At 47.9% G+C, this 22,413-nt stretch carries 22 protein-coding genes and 1 pseudogene; 6 read left to right on the forward strand and 17 right to left on the reverse strand.

The window, feature by feature from the left end; genetic code table 11:
• A complete protein-coding gene (locus PG900_RS02170) occupies positions 1-135 on the forward strand; it encodes a hypothetical protein (protein ID WP_256681954.1) in 135 nt (44 codons plus the stop codon).
• A gap of 18 nt (positions 136-153) precedes the next feature.
• Here PG900_RS02170 and mtgA read toward each other — a convergent pair whose 3' ends face one another.
• From mtgA to minC, 5 genes are all read right to left on the reverse strand, one after another.
• Positions 154-861 carry a monofunctional biosynthetic peptidoglycan transglycosylase gene (gene mtgA / locus PG900_RS02175; protein WP_011705989.1) on the reverse strand — a complete coding sequence of 236 codons (708 nt, stop codon included), beginning with the start codon at positions 859-861 and terminating at the stop codon, positions 154-156.
• Between the two features lie 59 nt (positions 862-920).
• The gene (locus PG900_RS02180; protein ID WP_043162467.1) at positions 921-1,247 is read right to left on the reverse strand and encodes an HI1450 family dsDNA-mimic protein; all 327 of its coding nucleotides are present in this window, start codon (positions 1,245-1,247) and stop codon (positions 921-923) included.
• Between the two features lie 188 nt (positions 1,248-1,435).
• A complete protein-coding gene (minE, locus tag PG900_RS02185) occupies positions 1,436-1,702 on the reverse strand; it encodes a cell division topological specificity factor MinE (RefSeq protein ID WP_011705991.1) in 267 nt (88 codons plus the stop codon).
• Positions 1,703-1,704: 2 nt separating this feature from the next.
• Positions 1,705-2,517 (reverse strand): septum site-determining protein MinD, encoded by an 813-nt coding sequence (minD, locus tag PG900_RS02190; protein ID WP_011705992.1) that lies wholly within the window; start codon positions 2,515-2,517, stop codon positions 1,705-1,707.
• Between the two features lie 18 nt (positions 2,518-2,535).
• Positions 2,536-3,258, reverse strand: a complete 723-nt coding sequence (gene minC / locus PG900_RS02195; RefSeq protein ID WP_024945321.1) for a septum site-determining protein MinC — start codon at positions 3,256-3,258, stop codon at positions 2,536-2,538.
• Between the two features lie 107 nt (positions 3,259-3,365).
• Here minC and PG900_RS02200 point away from each other — a divergent pair, with 107 nt between their 5' ends.
• Both PG900_RS02200 and PG900_RS02205 read left to right on the forward strand, forming a co-directional pair.
• Entirely contained in the window at positions 3,366-3,647 is a 282-nt protein-coding gene (locus PG900_RS02200) for a YcgL domain-containing protein (protein ID WP_011705994.1), read from the forward strand.
• Entirely contained in the window at positions 3,644-4,603 is a 960-nt protein-coding gene (locus PG900_RS02205) for a lytic murein transglycosylase (protein WP_270830804.1), read from the forward strand. Before PG900_RS02200 ends, PG900_RS02205 begins: the two co-directional genes overlap by 4 nt.
• Positions 4,604-4,822: 219 nt before the next feature.
• Here the strand turns inward: PG900_RS02205 and PG900_RS02210 are convergent, their stop codons facing one another.
• From PG900_RS02210 to ppnP, 3 genes are all read right to left on the reverse strand, one after another.
• The gene (locus tag PG900_RS02210) at positions 4,823-6,193 is read right to left on the reverse strand and encodes an L-serine ammonia-lyase (protein WP_011705996.1); all 1,371 of its coding nucleotides are present in this window, start codon (positions 6,191-6,193) and stop codon (positions 4,823-4,825) included.
• Positions 6,194-6,470: 277 nt separating this feature from the next.
• Positions 6,471-7,853 carry an L-serine ammonia-lyase gene (locus tag PG900_RS02215; RefSeq protein WP_011705997.1) on the reverse strand — a complete coding sequence of 461 codons (1,383 nt, stop codon included), beginning with the start codon at positions 7,851-7,853 and terminating at the stop codon, positions 6,471-6,473.
• Between the two features lie 202 nt (positions 7,854-8,055).
• Positions 8,056-8,340 (reverse strand): pyrimidine/purine nucleoside phosphorylase, encoded by a 285-nt coding sequence (ppnP, locus tag PG900_RS02220; RefSeq protein WP_010633884.1) that lies wholly within the window; start codon positions 8,338-8,340, stop codon positions 8,056-8,058.
• A gap of 269 nt (positions 8,341-8,609) precedes the next feature.
• On the opposite strand from ppnP, the pseudogene PG900_RS02225 reads away from it, so the two are divergent.
• Positions 8,610-9,191: pseudogene (locus tag PG900_RS02225) on the forward strand (dicarboxylate/amino acid:cation symporter); the annotation flags it as partial.
• Positions 9,192-9,307: 116 nt separating this feature from the next.
• Here the strand turns inward: PG900_RS02225 and PG900_RS02230 are convergent.
• The 8 genes from PG900_RS02230 to PG900_RS02265 all read right to left on the reverse strand — a co-directional run bounded on the left by PG900_RS02230 (position 9,308) and on the right by PG900_RS02265 (position 18,603).
• The gene (locus tag PG900_RS02230) at positions 9,308-14,074 is read right to left on the reverse strand and encodes a phage tail tip fiber protein (RefSeq protein ID WP_270830805.1); all 4,767 of its coding nucleotides are present in this window, start codon (positions 14,072-14,074) and stop codon (positions 9,308-9,310) included.
• A gap of 63 nt (positions 14,075-14,137) precedes the next feature.
• The gene (locus PG900_RS02235) at positions 14,138-14,521 is read right to left on the reverse strand and encodes a DUF6950 family protein (protein ID WP_270830806.1); all 384 of its coding nucleotides are present in this window, start codon (positions 14,519-14,521) and stop codon (positions 14,138-14,140) included.
• A 1-nt stretch (position 14,522) separates the two neighbouring features.
• Positions 14,523-15,050, reverse strand: coding sequence for a hypothetical protein (locus PG900_RS02240; protein ID WP_270830807.1), 528 nt, complete (start codon positions 15,048-15,050; stop codon positions 14,523-14,525).
• Positions 15,047-15,628, reverse strand: coding sequence for a hypothetical protein (locus PG900_RS02245; protein WP_270830808.1), 582 nt, complete (start codon positions 15,626-15,628; stop codon positions 15,047-15,049). Before PG900_RS02245 ends, PG900_RS02240 begins: the two co-directional genes overlap by 4 nt.
• A 98-nt stretch (positions 15,629-15,726) precedes the next feature.
• Positions 15,727-15,960: a hypothetical protein gene (locus PG900_RS02250; RefSeq protein WP_135319833.1), complete on the reverse strand. Its 234-nt coding sequence runs from the start codon at positions 15,958-15,960 to the stop codon at positions 15,727-15,729.
• Between the two features lie 132 nt (positions 15,961-16,092).
• The gene (locus PG900_RS02255) at positions 16,093-16,965 is read right to left on the reverse strand and encodes a hypothetical protein (RefSeq protein WP_270830809.1); all 873 of its coding nucleotides are present in this window, start codon (positions 16,963-16,965) and stop codon (positions 16,093-16,095) included.
• A gap of 495 nt (positions 16,966-17,460) precedes the next feature.
• Entirely contained in the window at positions 17,461-17,811 is a 351-nt protein-coding gene (locus PG900_RS02260) for a hypothetical protein (protein WP_270830810.1), read from the reverse strand.
• A 24-nt stretch (positions 17,812-17,835) separates the two neighbouring features.
• Positions 17,836-18,603, reverse strand: a complete 768-nt coding sequence (locus PG900_RS02265) for a hypothetical protein (RefSeq protein WP_270830811.1) — start codon at positions 18,601-18,603, stop codon at positions 17,836-17,838.
• A gap of 1,574 nt (positions 18,604-20,177) precedes the next feature.
• Between PG900_RS02265 and PG900_RS02270 the strand changes: the two genes are divergently transcribed.
• Positions 20,178-21,005 carry a hypothetical protein gene (locus tag PG900_RS02270; protein ID WP_270830812.1) on the forward strand — a complete coding sequence of 276 codons (828 nt, stop codon included), beginning with the start codon at positions 20,178-20,180 and terminating at the stop codon, positions 21,003-21,005.
• Positions 21,006-21,230: 225 nt separating this feature from the next.
• Here PG900_RS02270 and PG900_RS02275 read toward each other — a convergent pair whose 3' ends face one another.
• A complete protein-coding gene (locus PG900_RS02275; protein WP_270830813.1) occupies positions 21,231-21,665 on the reverse strand; it encodes a hypothetical protein in 435 nt (144 codons plus the stop codon).
• 65 nt (positions 21,666-21,730) lie between these two features.
• Here PG900_RS02275 and PG900_RS02280 point away from each other — a divergent pair, with 65 nt between their 5' ends.
• Entirely contained in the window at positions 21,731-22,219 is a 489-nt protein-coding gene (locus PG900_RS02280) for a glycoside hydrolase family protein (RefSeq protein ID WP_270830814.1), read from the forward strand.
• The last annotated feature ends 194 nt before the right edge of the window (positions 22,220-22,413 follow it).

The raw sequence follows: 22,413 nt of genomic DNA on the forward strand, positions 1-22,413 counted from the left end.
ATGAAACGACGGACAAGGCGACAGCAGATCAAACGGCGGCGAGAGGCCTGGTGGTGGCACTATCTGCCGCTGCATCGGGGCACCATAGGCGGCCATCTGGGCCCGCCGGCAGACGATCCGGCTGCCGGCAGTTGAGCCTTGGCAGCCGGCTGGTCAATCGGCCTGATGCACCTTGTTGAGGGTGATCTGACCCAGCTGGCCCATCTGACGGCGGATCCAGGCCGAGCGCTGCTGGACGTAGGGTGAAGGAGGCTTGACCCGGTAGCGCCAGGGATTGGGCAGGGCGGCGGCCAGCAGGGAGGCCTCGTAGCGGGTCAAACGGGCGGCCGGTTTGCCGAAGTAGTGCCTGGCAGCCGCCTCGGCGCCGTAGATGCCGGGCCCGAACTCCACGATATTCAGGTACATCTCGAGAATGCGGGACTTGTCCCAGCCCAGCTCCATCAGCAGGGTGAACCAGGCCTCGATCCCCTTGCGCAGGAAGCTGCGATCGCTCCACATGAAGAGGTTCTTGGCGGTCTGCTGACTGAGGGTACTGGCACCGCGCACCCGTTCGCTGTGCTGATTGTGCTTGAGCGCCGAGCTGATGGCATCCATATCGAAGCCGTTGTGCTCGGCAAAGCGTTGATCTTCGGCGGCGATCACCGCCAGTTGCAGCTCGCGGGAGATCTGCTCGAGCGGCACCCAGTCGTGTTTGACCTCGGCCACCTTGGCCGGTGGAAACAGCGCCCGCTCGAGGCGCCAGGTCCACATGGGCGGATCGATGAAGCGCAGCAATGCCACCGAGACGATGGTGCTGAGCAGCGCTGCCAGCAGCAGTTTGCCGAGCCCGCTCAGCAGGCGTCTGGCGAGGGCGGGACGCACGGGGTCGGGCTCCGGCTCTGGCTCCCAGACGTAGTGGCTGGGATCATCGGGATCCGGAATTATTGGGGCAGCCATTCGATGTGGCAGAACTTCTCGTCAACACGGCGGGAGAGCAGCATGCGGGCGAACAGGTGCTCGTACTCTTCCTGCTCGTTGCCAAGCCCGATCCAGACTTCGGCATACTCGGCGTCACTGACTTCGAACCCGACATCCGCTTCCCAGTCATCGGCCGGATCGGTTTCCGCCAGCAGGCCGCGATCGTTGAACTCCTGATTGAAGCGGGCAATCTCCTGCTCCGGCAGGTTGTCGGAGGCCAGCTCCATGAAGAGTTCCAGAGCGGTGTCGAGCAGTTCCTCGACGCTGTGCATTTCGTCGTTCAAAGACATAAGCGATCTGTTCCAGCTGAAAATAAAAGAAAAACCCCGTCGGCAAGGCCGGCCGGTGGCGCGCGGTATTCTAGCTGGCCCCTGCTTGCTTGGCGAGTACGGCTGGCGGCGCCGTGGCAATAAAAAACCGGATCCTGACACAGGATCCGGTCTTCATTGGGGGAAGGGGTCACGCATAGGGCGTCAGCTCATCCCTTCTTGTCATCGGCGAAGGTGATGTTGAGCTCCAGCACGGACAACTCATCACTCTTCTTGTCCAGCTGGACCGTGATCTTATCAGGGTCGATCTGCACATATTTACGGATCACGTCGAGGATATCCTGCTTGAGCTGGGGCAGGTAATCCGGCCCCCCTCTGGATGAACGCTCGTGAGCCACGATGATCTGCAACCGCTCCTTGGCCAGTTGTGCGGTGCTCTGTTTCTTGTTGGAACGAAAATAATCCAATAATGACATGCTTAACTCCCGAACAGTCGGCTAAAGAAGCCCTTCTTTTCTTCTTCCAGAAAACGAAAATCCTTGGTGTCGCCCAGCAGGCGGGCAACGGCATCCTCATAGGCCTGACCGGCATCGGACTCCTTGTCCAGGATGACGGGTTCCCCCGAGTTGGAGGCACGCAGCACCGCCTGGGACTCCGGGATCACCCCGAGCAGTTTGATGGCCAGGATCTCCTGCACGTCCTGCACGCTCAGCATGTCGCCACGGTTGACGCGAGTCGGGCAGTAGCGGGTGAGCAGCAGGTGTTCCTTGATAGGGTCTTCGCCACGCTCGGCGCGGCGGGATTTGGAGGCCAGGATGCCGAGGATGCGGTCCGAGTCTCGCACCGACGAGACTTCCGGGTTGGTGGTGACGATGGCCTCGTCGGCGAAGTAGAGCGCCATCAGGGCACCCGCTTCGATCCCCGCCGGGGAGTCGCAGACGATGTAGTCGAACTTCATCTCGGTCAGCTGATCCAGGATCTTCTCGACCCCTTCACGGGTGAGGGCGTCCTTGTCCCGGGTCTGGGAGGCGGGCAGGATGAACAGGTTTTCGCAGCGCTTGTCCTTGATGAGGGCCTGGTTGAGGTTGGCCTCGCCATTGATGACGTTGACGAAGTCATACACCACGCGCCGTTCGCAGCCCATGATGAGGTCCAGATTTCTCAGACCAATGTCAAAATCGATGACCACGGTCTTGTGGCCACGCTGAGCTAAACCGGTACTCAGGGCCGCGCTGGTTGTGGTCTTGCCAACGCCACCTTTACCCGATGTAACGACTATGATTCGCGCCATTCTCGCTTCCTTGTAACTCTATTTGATACGGTCTATACGGAGTTGTTCGTTATCCAGCCGGACATGAACCGGTTGCTGGATGAGGCCGGCCGGCAACGCATCGCTCAGCTGGAATGTGCCTGCGATGGAGAGCAGCTCGGCCTGCAATTGCTGGCAATAGATCCGTGCCTGGGGGTTGCCCTTGGCACCGGCAATGGCCCTGCCGCGCAGAGTGCCATAAATATGAATACTGTCATCGGCGATCACTTCGGCGCCCGGACTGACCGAGCCCAGTACCACCAGCGAGGTGCCGGCGGCATAGAGCTGCTGGCCGGATCGCACCGGGCCCACATGCACCTTGCTCGCTACCAGCGGAGCCGGCACGGCTTTCACCTCGACGATGGGGGCCGGGGCTGGAGCCGGCTCTGGCTGGGGTTGCGGCTCGGCCTTGCGGCTCTTGCCGGAGGCCATCACCGCCAGTCCGGCCGCCTTGGCGGCCGTCTTCATCGCCTCGCTCTGGGCCCCCGTGATCCCGACCAGCACGAAGTCTTCCGATTCCACCAGCTCCTTGAGCTGTTCGAAGTCGGGGATATCGGTGAGCCGTTCCACATTGATGACGAGGGGGGCACAATTAAAAAACTGGGGCGCCTGAGCCACTTTGGCCGCCAGCAACTGGCGGATCCGCTCAGGTTTGCCATCGCTGATATGCAACACAGAAATAGTGAAGGTGGTCCCTTTCAATTCGTTATCGCGCTCAACCATGAATCTTCCCCGAGACAGAGACGGTAATCCGTTATTGTTATTCAATTCCCGATGTTATAGTTTGCCATCCTCAGAGGCAATAAACCGGTTGGATTATATCAATTTCCATGTTGTGTGCAGTCTATAAAAGTCGCAAAAAAGCCGAGACCTATCTTTTTGTTGAAAGAAGAGAGGATTTTTCCCGCGTACCCGAGGTGCTGATGAGTGCATTCGGCCGTCCCGAACTGGTATTGATGACCAAACTGGACCCAGCCAAGCCCTTGGGGATCGCCTCCACCAGCCGGGTGATGGAGGCGCTGCAGAGCCAGGGCTTCTATCTGCAGGTGCCACCGCCACCGGAAAACCTGCTGGAACAACACAAGGCCCAATTAAAGGCCGAACGGGAATGAAGGGTCGGCTGGCTCTGTTATTGATAAGCGGGATCGTCAGTTACCCGCTGCAGGCCAGCCCCGATTTTGAACGTTATGTGACGGGTCTCAAACAAGAGGCCCTGGCCGCCGGGATCTCGCCGGCGACGGTCACCGCCGCCTTCGCCGATATTTACCTGATCGAGGTCGCCATTCGGCACGATAAAAATCAGCCGGAATTTAAACAGACCCTCGCCACTTATATTCCTCGCGCCGTGCCGCAATGGAAAGTCAATCAAGCCAAACGGCTATATCGTCAGTATTTGCCGCTGCTCACAAAAATAAGGGCGGAATATGATGTGCAACCTCGTTTTATTGTCGCCCTGTGGGGCATTGAAACCAATTTCGGCAAATTGACCGGCAAATATCCGCTGATGTCGTCGCTGGCGACCCAGGCCTGGGAGGGGCGCCGTGAGGCCTTCTTCAAGGGGCAGTTGTTCGACGCCCTGCGCATTCTGGAGCAGCAGAAAATGGCGCCAGCCGATCTCAAGGGATCCTGGGCCGGTGCCATGGGGCAGGTGCAGTTCATGCCCTCGTCCTACCTCAAATATGCGGTCGATCAGGACGGGGACGGCAAGCAGGATCTGTGGGGCAATCTGGCGGATGTGTTTGGTTCGGCAGCCAATTATCTGCATCAGAACGGCTGGCACGGGGATGAAACCTGGGGTCGTCGGGTGAGGGTGCCGGCAGGGCTGGATCCTGCGCTGATCGGGCTGGAGGAGAGCCGGGCGCTGTTGGCATGGCAGGCCCTCGGAGTGCGCAAAGCAGATGGGACAGACTTGCCGCGGGCGTCGCTGCAGGCCTCGCTGGTGCAGCCTGATGGGGAGGGCGGGGCAGCCTATCTCGCCTATCCCAATTATCGGGTACTGCGCGACTGGAATCGCTCCCACTATTTCGTGGTGGCGGTGGGCACCCTGGCCGATCGTATCGTGGAATAATCGATAATGGTGCCGCCGGATTTGTCGCCGAGGGCAAGCAGCCAGCGTGGGAATAGCGATCGGAATGGTGCCGCCGGATATGCCATGGGGGGCAAGCCATCAGCGTAGGAATAACGATCGGATGCGGCAAATTCTCTGAACGAGAGGGGGCGCAATATCCAAACGACAGGCAATAAAAACGGCGGGAATTCCCGCCGTTTTTATTGTTGCTACGCCGACTTATTCGCAGGCGACTTGCATCACCTTGATGGCCAGGCCACCGCGGGAAGTTTCACGGTACTTGGAGTCCATGTCCTTGCCGGTGATGTACATGGTCTCGATCACCTTGTCCAGCGAGACGCGCGGCTTGGAGGTGCGACGCAGCGCCATGCGGGAGGCGTTGACCGCCTTCATGGCGGCGATGGCGTTGCGCTCGATGCAGGGCACCTGCACCTGGCCGGCGACCGGATCACAGGTCAGACCCAGGTTGTGTTCCATGCCGATCTCGGCGGCTTCACAGACGTGCTCCGGGCTGCCGCCCATCAACTCGGTCAGACCGGCGGCGGCCATGGAGCAGGAGACGCCCACTTCCCCCTGACAGCCCACTTCGGCGCCGGAGATGGAGGCGTTCATCTTGTAGAGCATGCCGACGGCGGCGGCGGCCAGATAGAAGCGGGTGTAGTCGTCGCGGCCAACCGGCTGGATGAACTTGTCGTAGTAGGCCAGCACGGCCGGGATGATGCCGGCGGCGCCGTTGGTCGGCGCGGTTACCACACGGCCACCGGCCGCGTTCTCTTCACTCACCGCCAGGGCGAACATGTTGACCCAGTCCACGATGTTCATCGGATCGTTGGAGAGGTTCTCGTTGGTGGTCAGCTGACGATAGAGCGGCGCGGCGCGGCGCGGTACGCGCAGCGGGCCGGCGAGAACGCCTTCGGTGCGGCAGCCGCGCTCGATACCTTCACGCATGGTGGTCCAGATCTTGCCAAGTTTCTTGTAGATCTCTTCCGGGGTATTGAAGCACTTCTCGTTCTCCATCATCAGGGCGGAGATGGAGAGGCCGGTCTGGCTGCAGTGGGCGATAAGCTCGGCCGCGCTCTTGAACGGGTAGCTGACGGACATGTCGCCGCTGTCGGCCTTGCCGAAGTTCTCTTCGTCAACGATGAAGCCACCGCCGATGGAGTAGTAGGTCTTGCTGTAGACGGCAGCATCTTCGATGAAGGCGGTCAGCTTCATGCCGTTTTCATGCAGCGGCAGGGCTTCGTCATGGAACACCATGGCATCGCGCGGGAAGCTGACGGTATGGCAGTGCAGGCCGATGGGCAGACGACCGGTCTGCTCGACGCGCGAGATGAACTCGGGAATGCCGTCGATGTCGACATTTTCCGGCAGGTTGCCCGCCAGACCCATGATGATAGCGGTATCGGTGTGGTGACCTTTGCCGGTCCAGGAGAGTGAGCCGTAGACATCGACCTGGATCCGGGTGATGTCACGGATCTTGCCGCCTGCACGCAGTTCATCCACGAACTGTTTGGCAGCTTTCATCGGGCCGACAGTGTGGGAAGAGGAGGGGCCAACACCGATTTTGAAGATATCAAAAACGCTGATCATGTAACAATTACCTCAGGATAGAAGGGGGCGCCATGCCCACTCGCAGAAACGGGGTGATCCATGGGACGAGGGCGTCGTCGCCGAGGTCAATGAACCAGATAGCCACAGTGTAACGGCTCAAAGCCCAAAAAAAGTTGAAATAGATCTATTTTTGTTGAATCAGAGCGGGCGAGTATAAAATTTATTTTGATGCTTATCCATTTTGTTAAGCGTTTGCCCATAAAAATACCCGACAATGCCGGGTATTTAGGAACCAAATGGAGCAAGTTACCGATTTTTAACACTCGGTGATGTTAACCGCCAGGCCACCGCGGGCGGTTTCCTTGTATTTGGTCTTCATGTCGTTGCCGGTTTCCCACATGGTCTTGATCACCTTGTCCAGCGACACCTTGTGCTCGCCGGTACCGCGCAGGGCCAGGCGCGCGGCGTTGATCGCCTTGACCGCCCCCATGGCGTTGCGCTCGATGCAGGGCACCTGCACCTGGCCACCGACTGGATCGCAGGTGAGCCCCAGGTTGTGTTCCATGCCTATTTCGGCGGCGTTTTCGACAATCGCCGGGCTGCCGCCCAGGATCTCGGTCAGCGCCCCCGCCGCCATGGAGCAGGCGACGCCCACCTCGCCCTGGCAGCCCACCTCGGCGCCGGAGAGCGATGCGTTCTTCTTGTAGAGGATGCCGATGGCGGCGGCGGCGAGGAAGTAGCTCAGCAGCAGCTCGTCATCCACCTTGCGCACGAAGCGATCGTAATAGTGCAGCACGGCGGGAATGATGCCGGCGGCGCCGTTGGTGGGGGCGGTCACCACCCGGCCGCCGGCGGCGTTCTCCTCGTTGACGGCCAGCGCAAACAGATCCACCCACTCCATCACCATCAGCGGATCCTTGTTGAAATTGGTCTCGCAGCTGAGCTGGCGATAGAGCGCCGGGGCCCGCCGTTTCACCTTGAGGCCGCCGGGCAGCACCCCTTCGCTGCGGCAACCACGCTCGACGCAGCCCTGCATGGCCTGCCAGATCTTGCGCAGGCCCGCCTTGATCTCGGCTTCGGTGCGAAACACCTTCTCGTTGGCCAGCATCACCCCGGAGATGGAGAGGCCGCTCTCCTGGCAGTGGGCCAGCAACTGGGCGCCGCTCTCGAACGGGTAGGGAATGGGGTGGGCCGCATCGAAGCGGGCAGCCTCCTCCTTGGCATTGGCGAAGTGGCTCTCCTCGATGATGAAACCGCCGCCGATGGAGTAGTAGGTCTGGCTAAACAGCAGCTGTTCCCCGGCAAAGGCGCGCAGGGTCATGCCGTTGGAGTGGGCGGGCAGGGTCTTGCGCCGGTTGAAGATGATGGCGCCGCTGCGGGCAAACTGGCTCGGTTGTTCACCCGCCAGCAGCAGCGACTGGCTGCGCTCCACCTCGGTCAAAAAGGCGGGGATGGCTTCGATGTCCACCGACTCGGGTTCGAAACCGGCCAGTCCCAGGATGATGGCCTTGCCGGTGCCGTGGCCCTTGCCGGTCTGGCCGAGCGAGCCGTAGCACTCCACTTCTACCCGTTCGGTACTGGGCAGCACTCCCTGCTGCTTGAGCGCGTTGACAAAGGCGTAGGAGGCGCGCATCGGCCCCACGGTATGAGAAGAAGAGGGACCGATCCCGATGGAAAACAGGTCGAAGACACTGATCATGACACCACTCCGATTATGGGTTTCGTCTAAATATTGTAAATTTTTTGTAGTCGATGGAAAGCGGGAAAACCGAGGGGTGTGATGGCGGCACGCAAATGAAAGAGAGGATGGGCTGCAAAGAGGAGGGCGGATTGCGCCAAAAAAGAAGGAGCGGCCCGGGGGCGGCTCCTTTGTGCGTGTTCAGGCAAGGGTTGCCGGCGGTTTAATCGAGAAACTCGCACAGATAGGCGGTGGGGGTTTTCACTTCCAGCTTGAAGGAGGAGTGGCCGGCCACGTCGAAGGATTGACCCTGCTCATAGGTGTGCCATTCGTCTTCGTCGGCCAGCTGGATGGTGAGCGCCCCCTTGACCACCGTCATCCGCTCGGGGGCGGCGGTATTGAACTGGTAGTGACCGGCTTCCATCACACCCACGGTGGCTTTGTCGCCTTTTTGCTCGAAACCGATGGATTTTACATTTCCATCAAAATACTCGTTAACTTTCAGCATGTTTTCATCCCTGTATGCACGTTTGCCTAGCCAAAGTAGCACAATCTTTTGCCAGTTGTCATGAATAAAGCGGGAAAAATCGCCGTGAGCCTTTTGAATCTTTACTTTGTTGCAAACTTATCAATAACTCCCGTTAACGATTTGACGATTTAAAACAGCGAATAAATATGAGATAAAGCGCGCGCTCAGTGGAATGGACAGCTGTTCATCCCCTGTTTGGTTGATTGCACTGGGAAAGTGCGAATATTTGCTACTTAAAGGAACATTCTGTGTTAACAAAAGGACTCATTAAGAACGTTGGCTTCCAGGTCGTGGTCGCCATGGTGCTGGGGGCACTGGTAGGGGCGTTCATGGGTGAACAAGCCACCGTATTTGCGCCGCTCGGTACTCTCTTCATCCAGCTGATCAAGATGCTGGTGATCCCGCTGGTGGCGGTGGCCATCCTGTCGGGGGCGGCCAACCTCGGCGCCAGCCCGGCGGCGGGCAAGATTGGCGTCACCACGCTGGCCTTCTTCCTCGGTACCTCGGCGCTGGCAGTACTGCTGGCCCTGGTGATGGGCCAGATCTTCAAGCCCGGTGTCGGGGTCGAGTTCGGCTCCATGGCCTCCATGTTCTCCGGTGACTATGCCGACAAAGGGGCTCTGCCGGACGCCGTGGCCACCCTGCTCGGGATGATCCCGACCAACGTGTTCAGCGCCCTGAACGAGGCGAACATCCTGCAGATCCTGGTGTTCTGCATGTTCCTCGGCATCGCCCTGGCCAAGCAACCCCGCGAGCGGGCCAAACCGCTGGTGGATGGCCTCAATACCCTGGTGGATGCCTTTGTCTGGATGATCAACAAGGTGATGCTATTTCTTTTATCTGAATTTCATAAGTCATTGATTAGAAACAAAAAAGCCCCCAATTAAGGAGGCTTTTGAATTACAGATGGTTGTGTTATCCCACCCATGAAGCATGTTATCTCAAATTAGTTGGTTGTTACACTCATACCAACTTGTTCCGCCTTCATGGTTTCAATAACACCGGGGATTTCGTTTGTACGACCCCAAGTGGTCTTGTTGCCAGTGACACAGAAGAACCGAATCCAAGTAGCATTCGCTGGAATATTTGTTATGAAGTTCATCAGGTCAGGTATTCTTGATCCAGCCGGACCGTCAATTTTGCTGTACCAAACTGGGGTTTGACCTTCAATTTGCCAGTAGAAATCGGCAGAGCCATAACCATCATACATCTGCACAGGTGCGTTTACGTTACTTAGTACTAAGCGTTGGGAAAATGGTTGTGCACCAATGTTAGCTCTAAAAAACTCACGTTCCTCATTTCTGTTTCCATCAAGGATTCTACGTTCAATAACTCGCTGGCTGTAATAACCTTTACGGTATACGTCGCCTCGGAGCTGTTCGACGCTCACAACGCCTTTGAAATCGCCACCATTTATAACAGCATATTGGCAAGTCAGGTTGCCGTTTTGGTCAACAACGAAACGACCATTCGCACCACTCAGGAAATGATGTTGTTGGTTGCCGCTGATGTATGCATTATTAGCACACCAAACGGCACCGTCGAACCGACCAGTTTGAGCATATATTTCACCAGTAAATGATCCTGATGTTGCAACAATATTTCCTTTGATACTGGCATTATCTGCCCAAACATTACCATATTTATCAACACGGAATTTAGCAGCATATGGATTATCATTGCCAGCATATATTCTCCAATCTGGTGAAGCACCATCAAGAGTTGCCGAAGTCATACCACTACCAGCACGAATCACACCAGTTGAAGCAATTTCATTACCAGTCAAGGAACCGGTTCTGATATTGGTACTTGTCAGATCACCTATCATCGCGTTGCGAATGTATGTGGTTCCGCCCCGTACCTCAAACGCTGTAACAGGAGTTCCATTAGTCGAACTAGCAATTCGGAAAGTGTCAGCCAAGAAATCAACAGTAGATCCCTTATCAGTTGCTCCAAGGGTCATACCAGCAACTTTACCATTAGAATCAACTTTCAAGCCGTATATCGCAGATACTTTCCCATCAGTACCAACTTGAGCTTGAGAGATAGTCTGAACAGATGCTTTCAAACCATTCACTTCGGCATCATTCTTAGTCTGATACGTACTAAGTGCGGTGTTGGTAGTCGTGATAGCTGTTGCGTTGATTTTGATATCTGCCGAGTTTTTACCGATCTTGGCGTTAGCCTCAATCTTATAATCAGCAAGAGCCTTATCAGTGGTCGCCAAGTTGGTTTGAACAGTATCAATTCGACTATTAACAGTTCCAAATTGGGCATTAGTTGAGGTTTTAAACTCAGTCAGTGCCTTACCAGTTGCGGCAATAGCCAAACCCTGTTGAGTCACATCAGCTCTAATACCATTAGCTTTATCATCAACCCCTTTAATTTGAGCAGACAATTTAGTATCGAGTGAGGTAATCGCCTTGTTCGCATCAACAATTGCAGTTGCGTTGGTCTGAATTTTACCATTCAAGTCATTATAGTTTGCTGTGATAGTCTGTCCTTGAGTAGCAACAGTCTTTTCAAGCGTACTTACGGAACTAGATACAGTATCGATACGTCCATTGGTTTTCCCAAATTCAGTCGAAACAGAAGTTTTGTACTCAGCCAGATTTTTATCGGTTGCGGCAATCGCTGTTTTGTTAGAAGCAACCCCAGCCTTGTTAGTATCAATTTGAGCTTGAAGTTTGGTCTCCATGCTTGCCATTGAACCATTTGTATCAGCTACAGATTGTTGTACAGTCGATATATCAGCCGTGTTCTTATCGATTTTCGAAGTTAAGCGAGTATCCATAGAAGCAACAGTTGAATCTAGGGTTGCAACAGTCTTATTAGTCTGAGTGATAGCAGCTGTGTTCTTACCGATATCCGCCTTCAAGCGAGTTTCCATACTTGCCATAGCGGCATTGGTAGTAACTATGCTTTGACGGTTTGTTTCAATCTTCGCGCTCAAGTCTTTATTAACAGCCTCAACACGTTGGGAAACAGTAGCAATCGAACCTGTGTTATCAGATGCAACTTGCTCAACAGTTGTCAACCGTGCGCCCTGAGAAGTTAATTCGGTCTTGTTGGTTTTGATATCGGTCGCATTCTTGAGAATATCAAGTTTGGCTTGATTCAAACCCGCTTCCGTTTCAGCCAAATCCGCGATTGTTCCGTTAAGACGGTCTTTTTCAGCATTGATTTGGTTTTGCTGATTGGTTAGAGCGTCATCAACTTCAACCTTATTAGTATCAACTTCCTTACCAAGTTCGGTCAATTCGGTATCAATCTGATTTACGCTGTCTTGGAGATCTTTGAACTGACCTTCAAAAGCACTATCAGTTATTAGATCGTCAATAGTCGCGGTTTTATAATAGATAGGAGCACTAGTAATAGCAGGAATAGCACTACCAAACATATCAACATCTTCAACAACCACCCATCCTTCGGTTTGGTCCACGTTCTTAGTGAAAGAACCAGAAGAACTTTGACCAACATAATGAGCAGAAATATTAAGGTCTTCTGTCCTAGTTGGTTTGATATAGATGTTAGTATGGCTATAGTCTGCTACTTGAGAACTTCTATTATTCCATTCAACTGTAAACGTGATCAGTTCACTTATAACAGATACACCACTAGCTTGATCCATGGGTGCGTTATAAGCACTCACAGCCGCGATATCACCGTTATCACCATAAAGGGATACAGGGGTAACAGTAATGTTCAAACGTCTCTCTAGACCGTTCTTGGCGTTTGTATCGTATGTATAAACAAAACGACCTGTGTTGGTGTAGTAAGAACGTGAAGTACCAGTATTATGCTGAACATCAACCTTATAGTGTTGAACCAGTTGACTCATATCGTCGATACCATCACCAACAACGGTTGTATTAGGTATTGCACCAGTGATAGGGTCAAAGGTAATAACACAATCAGCAGATGTGAAATCAGCTTTCAGATTCTTCACAGCAGGTAGATTAATAACCCGATTTACTTTCTGGTTGGTGATAGTAGTCCATGCAGATGCACCGATTGGGGCTCTTGTTTGCACCCGATAATCATACTCAACACCAGTAACGAGATTCACCATGGAGATATTCGAGAATGGGAACTCACCATACAGGGTCCAGACACTAGATGAACTCAATTTGTATTGAACAACGAATCGTGCATCACCCATATATTGAGGATCAAAGCTCAACATACCAGAACCTACGGTATTGCTTGCATTCTGAGTAAATTTCAGATTGGTTACAGGCAATATAGTAAAATCTGGGCGGGGGAGGGAACCACTCAGGTTTCCATCATCATATGAAGTAGTATCATAAACACGCTCGTTGTACTCTTCTGCTTCGATTTTGGATATTAGAGTATCCTTATCAAGGGAATTCTCTATGGATGTAATCCGCCATTTAGTATTCTTATCAAGTTCATATAGAGCGTGTTCGATAGTGAACACATAACCGACCTTCAAAGGTAAATTCAGATTATTAAGATGTAGAACAGCACCACGGCGACACAATTTAGCCCGTTTCAATTCCATATTCGCAACCAACTTAGCATAAGCTGGGTCAGTGCTTAGGGTACAATCAATAGTCTTCTCGAAAATCCGACCATCTTCTTTAATTGTTGGATCTGTCAATGCATCTTTCGGCAATACCAACATATCCTTGTTATATTCGGTATCGCGGTTCTGAAAGTTCACCTTAACAGTGTTGAAGTAATCCCCTTTGTTATTAGAGATAGTGATATCCTTGTGCATATCATCTTCTGTGACGTTAAACATCACTGGGGATACAGTATCAGGCATGATCTTGATTCGACCGTTCTCCAAGAACAGATAGCCATTAAAGGCAGCCACGAACTGTTTTACGATATTCCCGAAAGTATCACCTTGGTCTACAAAGCCATCCATAGTGATTTTATTAGCTTCACACCAGTTAGCGGTGTTGATGAAGCTATTCAGATCAATGAACTTAGGGTTGATACCGAATCCAAATTCCTGATCAGCCAAATATGTGAGTAGGCACAGGGCAGGATTTCGATAACTTTCTTTTCCATTTGCAATCCAATAACGATTATCCGAATCATTCCACCCAGTCAGTTGAGGATCCACACGAGGATCAATTACCTTGATACCTTCAACAAGTGCTTCAACTTGGAATTTATCACTTAGGATACGATGCTTATCACTTCCTGAGTTCTTAGGGTCAGGACGCTCAATAAGCATACTGATAGTACCGGTTGCATCACCCCTATGGTCATAAGTCCAAAGACCATCACCATGGGTTACCATCTGATCCCAAGTAGCATTACGTTTGAGACCACGACGAACACCGACTTGAAGATTCCAAAATCCTTCTTTGAATACAGAAGAGTTGAACCATTGTTCAGAACGGTCTTGGTCTGCTACACCAAACAAAGGTTGTTCATCGATATAGATCTGATTGATTGATTTCAGGGGGCCATGACCAAGAGAGAATATTTCGGTCAACCATTTACGGTTGTTATCATTTACGTTTGTGAAAACTTTAGTTGCTGGAACAATACTCCGCCCGTAGCAAATAATCTTAGGATCGTCTTTTCCTTTCCTTGTGATAGAGGTTCCACTATCACTGATGTCGCCGTTGTTCTTGCCCTTAGCACTCATCATCATAGCGACTGATACGGCTGCGGCTGCGACCGATGTTGCCATTGCGATGTATGCGGCTGTGGCTGCACTGACTGCCATTGTTATTTTCCTTCTTGTTAGTTGATTCTCCTTTATTTAGGGATGGATACAAAAAAGCCCCATTTAAGGGGCTCTGAATATTACTGAGTTTTTGATATCAATTGGTAAATCTACTGGTTTCCATTTGAAGGTGTTTTCATCAAACACACCAAAGATATGAGCTTGATAGTAAACATAACAATGTCGCCCTTCTGCAATGATGATATCCCCATCCTGAACGAAACCGGGTGCAATGGTTTCCCATCCTTCCATATAAGATTCGAGAGTATCAAACCCACTTACTTTAGGTAGGCTTCTTAAAGCTCCTATCATCGTTTTATAGCGACCCTCACACTGTTCGGCTAGGGTAGCATCACCTCTTATCTCAAAGAGCATTGTGAGGCAGTCTAGTGAGCCTAAATCGAGTGTTTGACCGTTATACTTATTAATTACTGTTAGCGTATCCATTTTATCTCACCCACAATTCATCTTCCATAGTCTGATTATTTGAGAATTCAAAGAATTTATCACCTTGATGGTATAGCTGGTGAGTTGCGTTGTTTGATCTCATCAAATTAGGGGTTTGGCTCATGTCGAAAATTGATTTACAAGAAAGACCCAAATTTACGGTTTGAGATTGGTAATCAACTACCATTTCGGGTGTATCTGTGATCCCAGCAAAATGAATACTAGCGGTCTCAACAATGTTACTTTCATCACGAATTTGAGCCTTGTATACAGTAATAGGCTGTTTCTTGTAGAAGGAACTATTCACGAGCTTTACCGTGTTCATATCAAGACCAGAAAGAGTAATCTTCATCGTCTTATTATCAAGTGTGTTCTTGGTACTTACCTTATCCATTTTCAGAAGAGAACCAAATGCCCGAAAAGTTTCACCATTATATTCAACGTCAAACGGGCCATCTGTCATACGCACTTTTTGATTTACACTAGGAACCGAAGTTAGATCCAGTTCGAAAAGAGAGCATATAATCACAACATCACCTCCATAGCTTTAAATGTTACGTCATTACCACGAGAGCCATATATCATCGAGTATTTGTCTTCTGATAATCTAAGTACCGGTTTGACATCAAATGAAAGTGGGCTGCCTTGTGGTGTTAGATATCGATTAGGTGGAAAGATAGTTATCTGGTTAGAAGCACGGTCAATACCAGTAATGTAATAAACCTTCTTCTGGTCGCCGAGTTGAAGATTCATACCAACCTTCATCAAGTTAGCGTTAGTGACTCCAATCTTTGTTACTCCAATTCCCACTTGGTGAACACAGGTAACACCGCGAATATTGTTGAAGAATGGATTATGCCAATCGTTGTTGGAGCCAGTATCTAGGATGAATGGTTGTGCTCGACCCTGTAGGCCCAATAAGAAACCTTGCCAAGCTTGTACGTCGTCTTGGTCTTTCATCTTGATATTGCCGCTCACCTCAATACGATGAAGACCCCGCCCCATAGTAATCTCTTTCCAGCTAACTGTTTCGCTTGAGAGGGTAGCGGTCTCATGTTCGACTTTGAGTTCCTGAATATCAAAATCATTTGTTGATAAAATAAGCATTTTTAGAAATACCTCTTTGTTAGTTGCTATATGAGGTATTTAGGGATGGGATAAAGAAAAGGCCCCTGATTAGGAGCCCAAGTAAAATTGAAAGTTGTTTATTTATTCAATTTGTTTTTATTGTGTTCCTCTACAGCAGAAGACAGCATATCAAAAGTATCGTTATACTCTTGTGTATCTTCCCATAGGGTAGAGTATATGACTTTTCCGTTTTCAATCGTCATTACTTCTAAATTATTGTTGATATAAGCAGTAGCTTTGGCCGAACATATATTACCATCAGAACCAAAGCGATCTTCAACAACAATATTTAAATTAATATATCGTGTCATTTAATAAATACCTAATTCATTAGTCGTTTTAGTGAACTGTGTATAGTAAACAGTTATAACAAAAAGGGCAACCAAAATGTTCTCGTTTGAAAACACTCAGGTTGCCCACTTTCCCACCACAGGAAAATTAGTTTAGAACGGGATTACTTCCAATTCTTCTTTCATTGAAACAAGCTTTTCTTCCAGTTCGATAATCTTACCTTCAAGCTCGTTCTTTTGTTTACGGTCTTCGATAGCGATAGTTCCAATCTTCTTAGCTCTATTGCGCATATCTTCAAGTTCAAGTTCAGTTTCTTCAATCAGAACTTCGAGAGCTTCTGCCTTACGGGAAAGTTTCCTGTTCGCCTTGATAGCAAGAGTCTTCTTCATGTTCCCAGCCTGACCCATCTTAGTGGCGCGGTACTTATGGATTTCATTTTGTGCAGCCAGAATTCGCAAAGCATGACCGGCGAAGTCTTTACCAGTATAAGGAAGTTCAGTAAGACCAATCAGAGCTTTAGCCATCTTTAGCCGTTCGTCGATGGTTGCTTCTTGGTTGTTCATAGTAGAGACAAGAACCTGCTTAACGAATACATCGATTTCAAGTCCAGATTCCTTGAACAACTTCTTCAAAGTCCCAAGTGGGCGGGGTTGCATCATTACAGGATGAATCACAGCAACACTCAGAGCCTTTTCTATTGCGTCGTTACCTTTACCATCCATAAGCATTTCGAACGCTTCATAAACAGCATCTTCAAATTCATAGGAGACATAACCGGCAAGTTTCAGAATTTGACGCTTGGTCAAGTAAGTTCCGCCGTTTTTACCTTTAAAACTATAACAGGCGAAATCTGCCTGTTTAGACTCCATACTAGTTTTCCAGTGTTTTACGGTATCTTGGGTTTTCAACACGTCAAGACCATAACCTTTCAGAAGGTCTTGAGCTTTATAAAGTTGGGAACCTTCTACATTGTGAGTAGACAGGGTAATTTCTTTGTTGGTCAGTACCAGAGTAATAGTTTGCATTTTATAATCCTTATCGGTTTATTGAATAGTGTTATCGGTTATTGTCCCCTAAGCTTATAGAAGAGTAATCGTTATCGGTGAAGAAACCTCTTCGTCTCCAATAACTTTTAACACGTCAATAAACCGATAACGATTAATGGGCGGGTATGCCCGTATGGTTTAGATTCAAGAGTAGCTATTCTCTCTATCTGATATTATTTAGCCCCTTCGAAAAAGGGATGTTTTAGGAGAGCACGGATTTGAGCTGTCCCCAGTTTTGGGGTGGGCTCAGATTTGAGCTTATCTATGGATAATCCAGATTTGGATTTACCTAATTCGACACAGAGTACAAATTTAGAGCCGAGCTCAGTTTTGCGCTGGGCTATGGTGAAAGCAGTTTTGCTTTGTCCCAATTTAGCAGCCCTCAGTTTTGAGGTGTCCTCTTAGAACAGCATGAAGCCGGGAACGATTACCCAGCCAATCAATACACATACACCCAGAACGATTAAAGCTTGCTTATTGTTCATTCATATACCTCTGTTCCATTTCACGTTCGTATTGCTCTAGTGGAATACGTGCCTCCTTAGAACATTGAATAATCTTTACATTAAGAGTACCCAGATCTGGGCCATGGCGCTTTGCATATTGGTCTACGCGCTTTATACAAGCTTCCATACGGTATGAGTCATGTATCATCTCAACCGGCTTAGAATGATTCTCAGCTTCTTTCAGACGTTCCTCTCGCATCCGGTCAGCAACAAGCTGGTGATATGCTTGCACCTTGGATTGATTAATCGCATCCCAGTTGATGGCGAGTGCTGGCGATGAGAGAGTGATTGCTAGTAGTGAGTAAATTAGATATTTCATTTTTGGTTCCTTATAAAAGGGGCATCACAGCCCCATGGTTTCCAGAGTATTATCAGTGTTCTTGATATCACCACCCAGAGACATAACGTTATCCATGATGATCAGGTCGGATTCAGCGTTGTTAGCAATCAGCTTGGCTTTCTCTGCTTCTGCCTTAGCAATGATTTCGTCATACTTTGCGATAGTACCTTCATTGGTTTCTTTCTTGTTCAGACGATTCAGGATTTCTTCCATCATCATTTCTGTTTTACGAGCGTTGAAGTTCTGAACATCTTCAAGATGCTGAATCTTAGCTTCGATAGTTTTATGGGCGGCGGTGTTAGCACGTTTCAAAGAACCAGTACCACGGAGTTCAAGTTTTTTCATATCGGTTTTAATGCTCATTGATTTTTTCTCTTTAGAAGTATTTTTAAATTGGGAATCGTTAGAAGTTTTCACTTCAACACCACGGCTTTCTTTAGTGATGGTAACCACGGAATGAGTAATGGTGTTGTTGTAGTTGGTATATTCGAGTTGAACCATAGTCAGGCGACCCATGGATTCGTTGTAATCGACGTATACGGAATCATCCGGATCGATAAAGTTAAACTCACAGACGTTTTTAATAGCTCGCTTGAATGCTTTACCGGCAGTGGTGGCAGCTTGAAGACCAAAGCCATTTAACATTTTGTTAACAGCTTTGATGTTCGCAACCTTTACAGTATCGGTATTCACTTTGTTGTCTTTCAATTTAACGGAAGAGATAACCCACTGATTATCGGCTTCGTATTTGGTGTTCATATAAACTTGCATTTTGATTTCCTATTGAATTATTGGGAGAGGCATTTCCCTTGTACTAATATTTAGGGCCATTAAAAATGAACCAGAAAAACGTCATTTTTCGATTTGGAACAAAAAATAAGGCGAACCCTTTATAAGGATCACCTTACTATGCTTAAAAGTATCGAAAAGTTATTATAACTGATGACAGGGTGTGCACCCCTCTAAGCCGCGTCAGATCTGGGGTGAATTTTAAAAGTGTGTATTATGAGGGTTTGGAATAGAATTCAAAGCCTAATGAATATTTTCAATAGATAAGTATTGACAAAACTAGTGAATTGGCTAATGAAGATATAATAACACACTTGACTGTTACTTTTAGATTTTAAATCTCAAGTACCACTAAAGAGTTAGGGTCGATATCATAGAACCTCGGATCTCCAAAAACCGATTCAGATCTTGAAGAATCCAAATAAACAGGAAACCCAAGTAATGTTCCAGCCTCTAGAGGTTTTTCAAAATCGAAGTCCAAGTACATTGAGAGCTTAATTCTCACAGTTTGTAGATCAGGATTAGTTAGAATGAAACACGAGTTGTTTATAAATTCAGTAGGAAGGGATTCAACCTGATTATAGATAGAGTTTAAAAGAGACATTTCTAGATCCTTGTATGAGTAGTTATACAAGTATTTATACCCTAAGAAATAGGAAGACGTCTTTTTGTCTTCCAGTCTTTTCTTGAAGAATCTATTAAGACCTTGAATACCTCTATAACCTTCTAGGAAGCTCTCTAATAGACTTTGAATAGAACTTGATACCAATCCATAGAGATTAACTAGAAAGTCCTTAGAGAGCTTCCTAGAGACTTGAAGGGAATCCTTATAGATGATCTAGAATAAGAAAATGTGAGCGAAGCGAACAGGCGCAGGCTTTAGCCGAGCACTTGAAGAGATCACTAAGGATTATAGATCTTTATTCTTAGTAGTTATCTTATGGTCGCTTCGCTCCTGCTCACTACGTTCGCACTTTTTATTTTTAAGTATTTCTTTAGAGATCTTTAAAGGTCAAGGGCATTATAACTACTACTTAGAGATCTTTTAACTTTATCCTTGAAGACTCTGAATGATTTCTTCAAGGGGCTTCGCCCGCGCTGGCGCGCATCTCTTATATTCTAAGTCTACGGGGAGCGAAGCGGACTCGATTTGTTTTATTTGTCTTTATCTTTTATTGGCAGCCACCCCTAGTAAAATCAATATACACAGCCTCCAGAACGTCATTTTTCAGAGTGTCATTTTTTCCAGAACGTCATTTTTTCAAACTCTAAAACGTCCTGAATCCATTGTATAATCACTCATACCTCGATTTTTCGAGAGGTAAATACAGTAGAGGGATGGCGTTACCTATTGCGCCTGTATGATGTTCCGGATCCATGGGAAGAGGCGCCCACCGGATTGAGTCTTACAGTTCCTCCTATCACTTCAAATACTCATTAGCCATCCTTCGGGGTGGCATTCTTTTGAATCAAAATCAAAATGACGTTTTTCGTGTGATAGGATGAAGACATAACGAGCCCCAAAGAGGGACAAACAAGAATAGAGGATTTTTGAAGTGAGTAAGAAAATGGATAAACATGATTACCTTAACAAACTAGGATACGTTTATACTCTTCTCCTAGAAGGTGGAAACTACTACGTAGGGTTTACAGAAAGACCGGTCGAACAGAGATTTGAAGAACATGTTGCTGGGAAAGGGTCATACTGGACTAAAACACATAAACCAATAGAAATAATATCTTACGTTCCGGGTAATATGCTTGACGAAAACGAAATTACATATCGTCTAATGAAAGAGTATGGATACGAAAAGGTTAGGGGTGGAATCTACGTTCAGAAAGAATATGATTCTATGCCAGATGAGGTAATTGATATGTATGGAGTTAAAAAGAGGTTTTGTAAATTTCCACCTGTTGATTTGTATAAAGAATACACACCAAAGAAAAAAGAGATACCGTTAGAGAAAGATATGCTTATGTATATAAGATATCCTTATGTTAATAATCATAATAGGATAACCTTTAAACACTATTATGTAAGACGAAAGGAATCTCAGATAAGAAATATATTGAAGAACGGTTTATCTATAATTTCTGATATGCCAAAGAAATTTAAAAAATTAGAAGAACGTCCATCATTTTTGTTTGATATAGACACAGACAGATTATTAGTTAATAAATATGCAGAATATAAACTTTATGATATTACTGGTAAGCCAAACGACAAAATATTAAAGGATCTTCGGAATTATTGGAAAACATTACAAGACATTTGTGGTCATACATTCTTATCAAAAGTAAATGTTTATATGGCATATGTTGACAAGGTTAAAAGAACAAGAATGTTTAGATCTGATACAATTATGTCAAACTTTCTATTTTGAGTGTCTGTAAATACTATTAGAAGATGAACGCAAATCTGCGTAGATCTCGTATTTCTACATCCAGAGCCTTAGACAGCTTTGGTTTTCCTATAGCCCCGTTCCTCATCGTTCGGGGTTTTTCTTTGTCTGCATAAACAACAAAGCCCCAACTCAATTAAGAGAAGGGGCTTTTTCATTTCCAAATAAGAAAAGTTGAATGTCTAGAACAACCTTTCATACCTTTATTTAGGCTTCTTTATATTTGTCTTCCAAACTATTGAATCTATCCTTGGCAGGTGCTCTACCAAGCAGGAACGAGGAAAGCATATAGTTTTCATAGTTATCATCCAACAGTGCTTTACTCTCAATCAATATCCTACACTCTTCATAAGTTAGCATGAACTTGCTATCCACTATCTTGATAACCGTCTTCACCAAGTCGTTAGGATCCATCTCCTTAAATTTATCATTACTAGACTGATATCTACGCCAATTCGATTCCTTGTAAACCTTCTTACCAAACTTAGGGCTACTTCTCTTTGTCTCCTTCACATGGCTAAAGAACTGCTTAGAACCAATATACCTCTGACCAGTGACCACATTACGAATATGGTAGATAAATCCATAATCCTTTCCTAACTCAGGCTCAAACCCATCTGGTAAGCCTTTCCATTCACTCATCTTTCCATTCCTTCTAAATAAATACGGCAACAACGCCTAAACATATTTAGAAAGGAAATAAGAAGATGAAGACAATTGAACAATGTCTGATCCTAGATGAAGGAAAGAAGAACAATCTCTACTTTGACCATCTTGGGTATCCAACCATTGGGATAGGCCATCTAATAGCTCGTGAGAAGCTTTCTAAGGCACAGGCAATACAACGCCTAGACCAACTCATGAAACGTTCTACGGGTGGTGTGATAAGCGATATAGAGGTATCGGAACTATTCAAACAAGATTTGAGTGTGGTGATGAATTCAATTAAGAAACAAGCATTCTTTCCAATCTATTTGAAGCTAGACCAAAGCCGCCAAACAGCTATCCAGAATATGGTGTTTAACCTCGGTGCAAAGGGTGTACAGGGCTTTCCTTCCATGTGGCGAGCACTTGATAAAGGTAACTATGAAGAAGCTGCTAGACACGCTCTAGATTCGCTCTGGGCAAGACAAGTACCAAATAGAGCAAAAAGAGTTACCAATACTATCAGGACTGGTGGATTTGAAGGTTACTAAATAACCATGAAGGAATTGAATATCTCAGTTCCACTTTAAGAAGGAAAACAAAATGGTAAACGGTCTTAAAATGCTGTTTGGTAAAATCCAATCTAGCCCGCTTCACCCTGCAATCAAGTATCCAGCTCTGGTGTTAATCGCGGCTGGGATCGGTGCTTGCGTAGTATATGGAGTTGTCTAAATGAGTTCATATA

Origin of the sequence: Aeromonas sp. QDB03, assembly GCF_027707985.1 — a bacterium.
GTDB classification, from domain to species: Bacteria; Pseudomonadota; Gammaproteobacteria; order Enterobacterales; family Aeromonadaceae; genus Aeromonas; species Aeromonas hydrophila.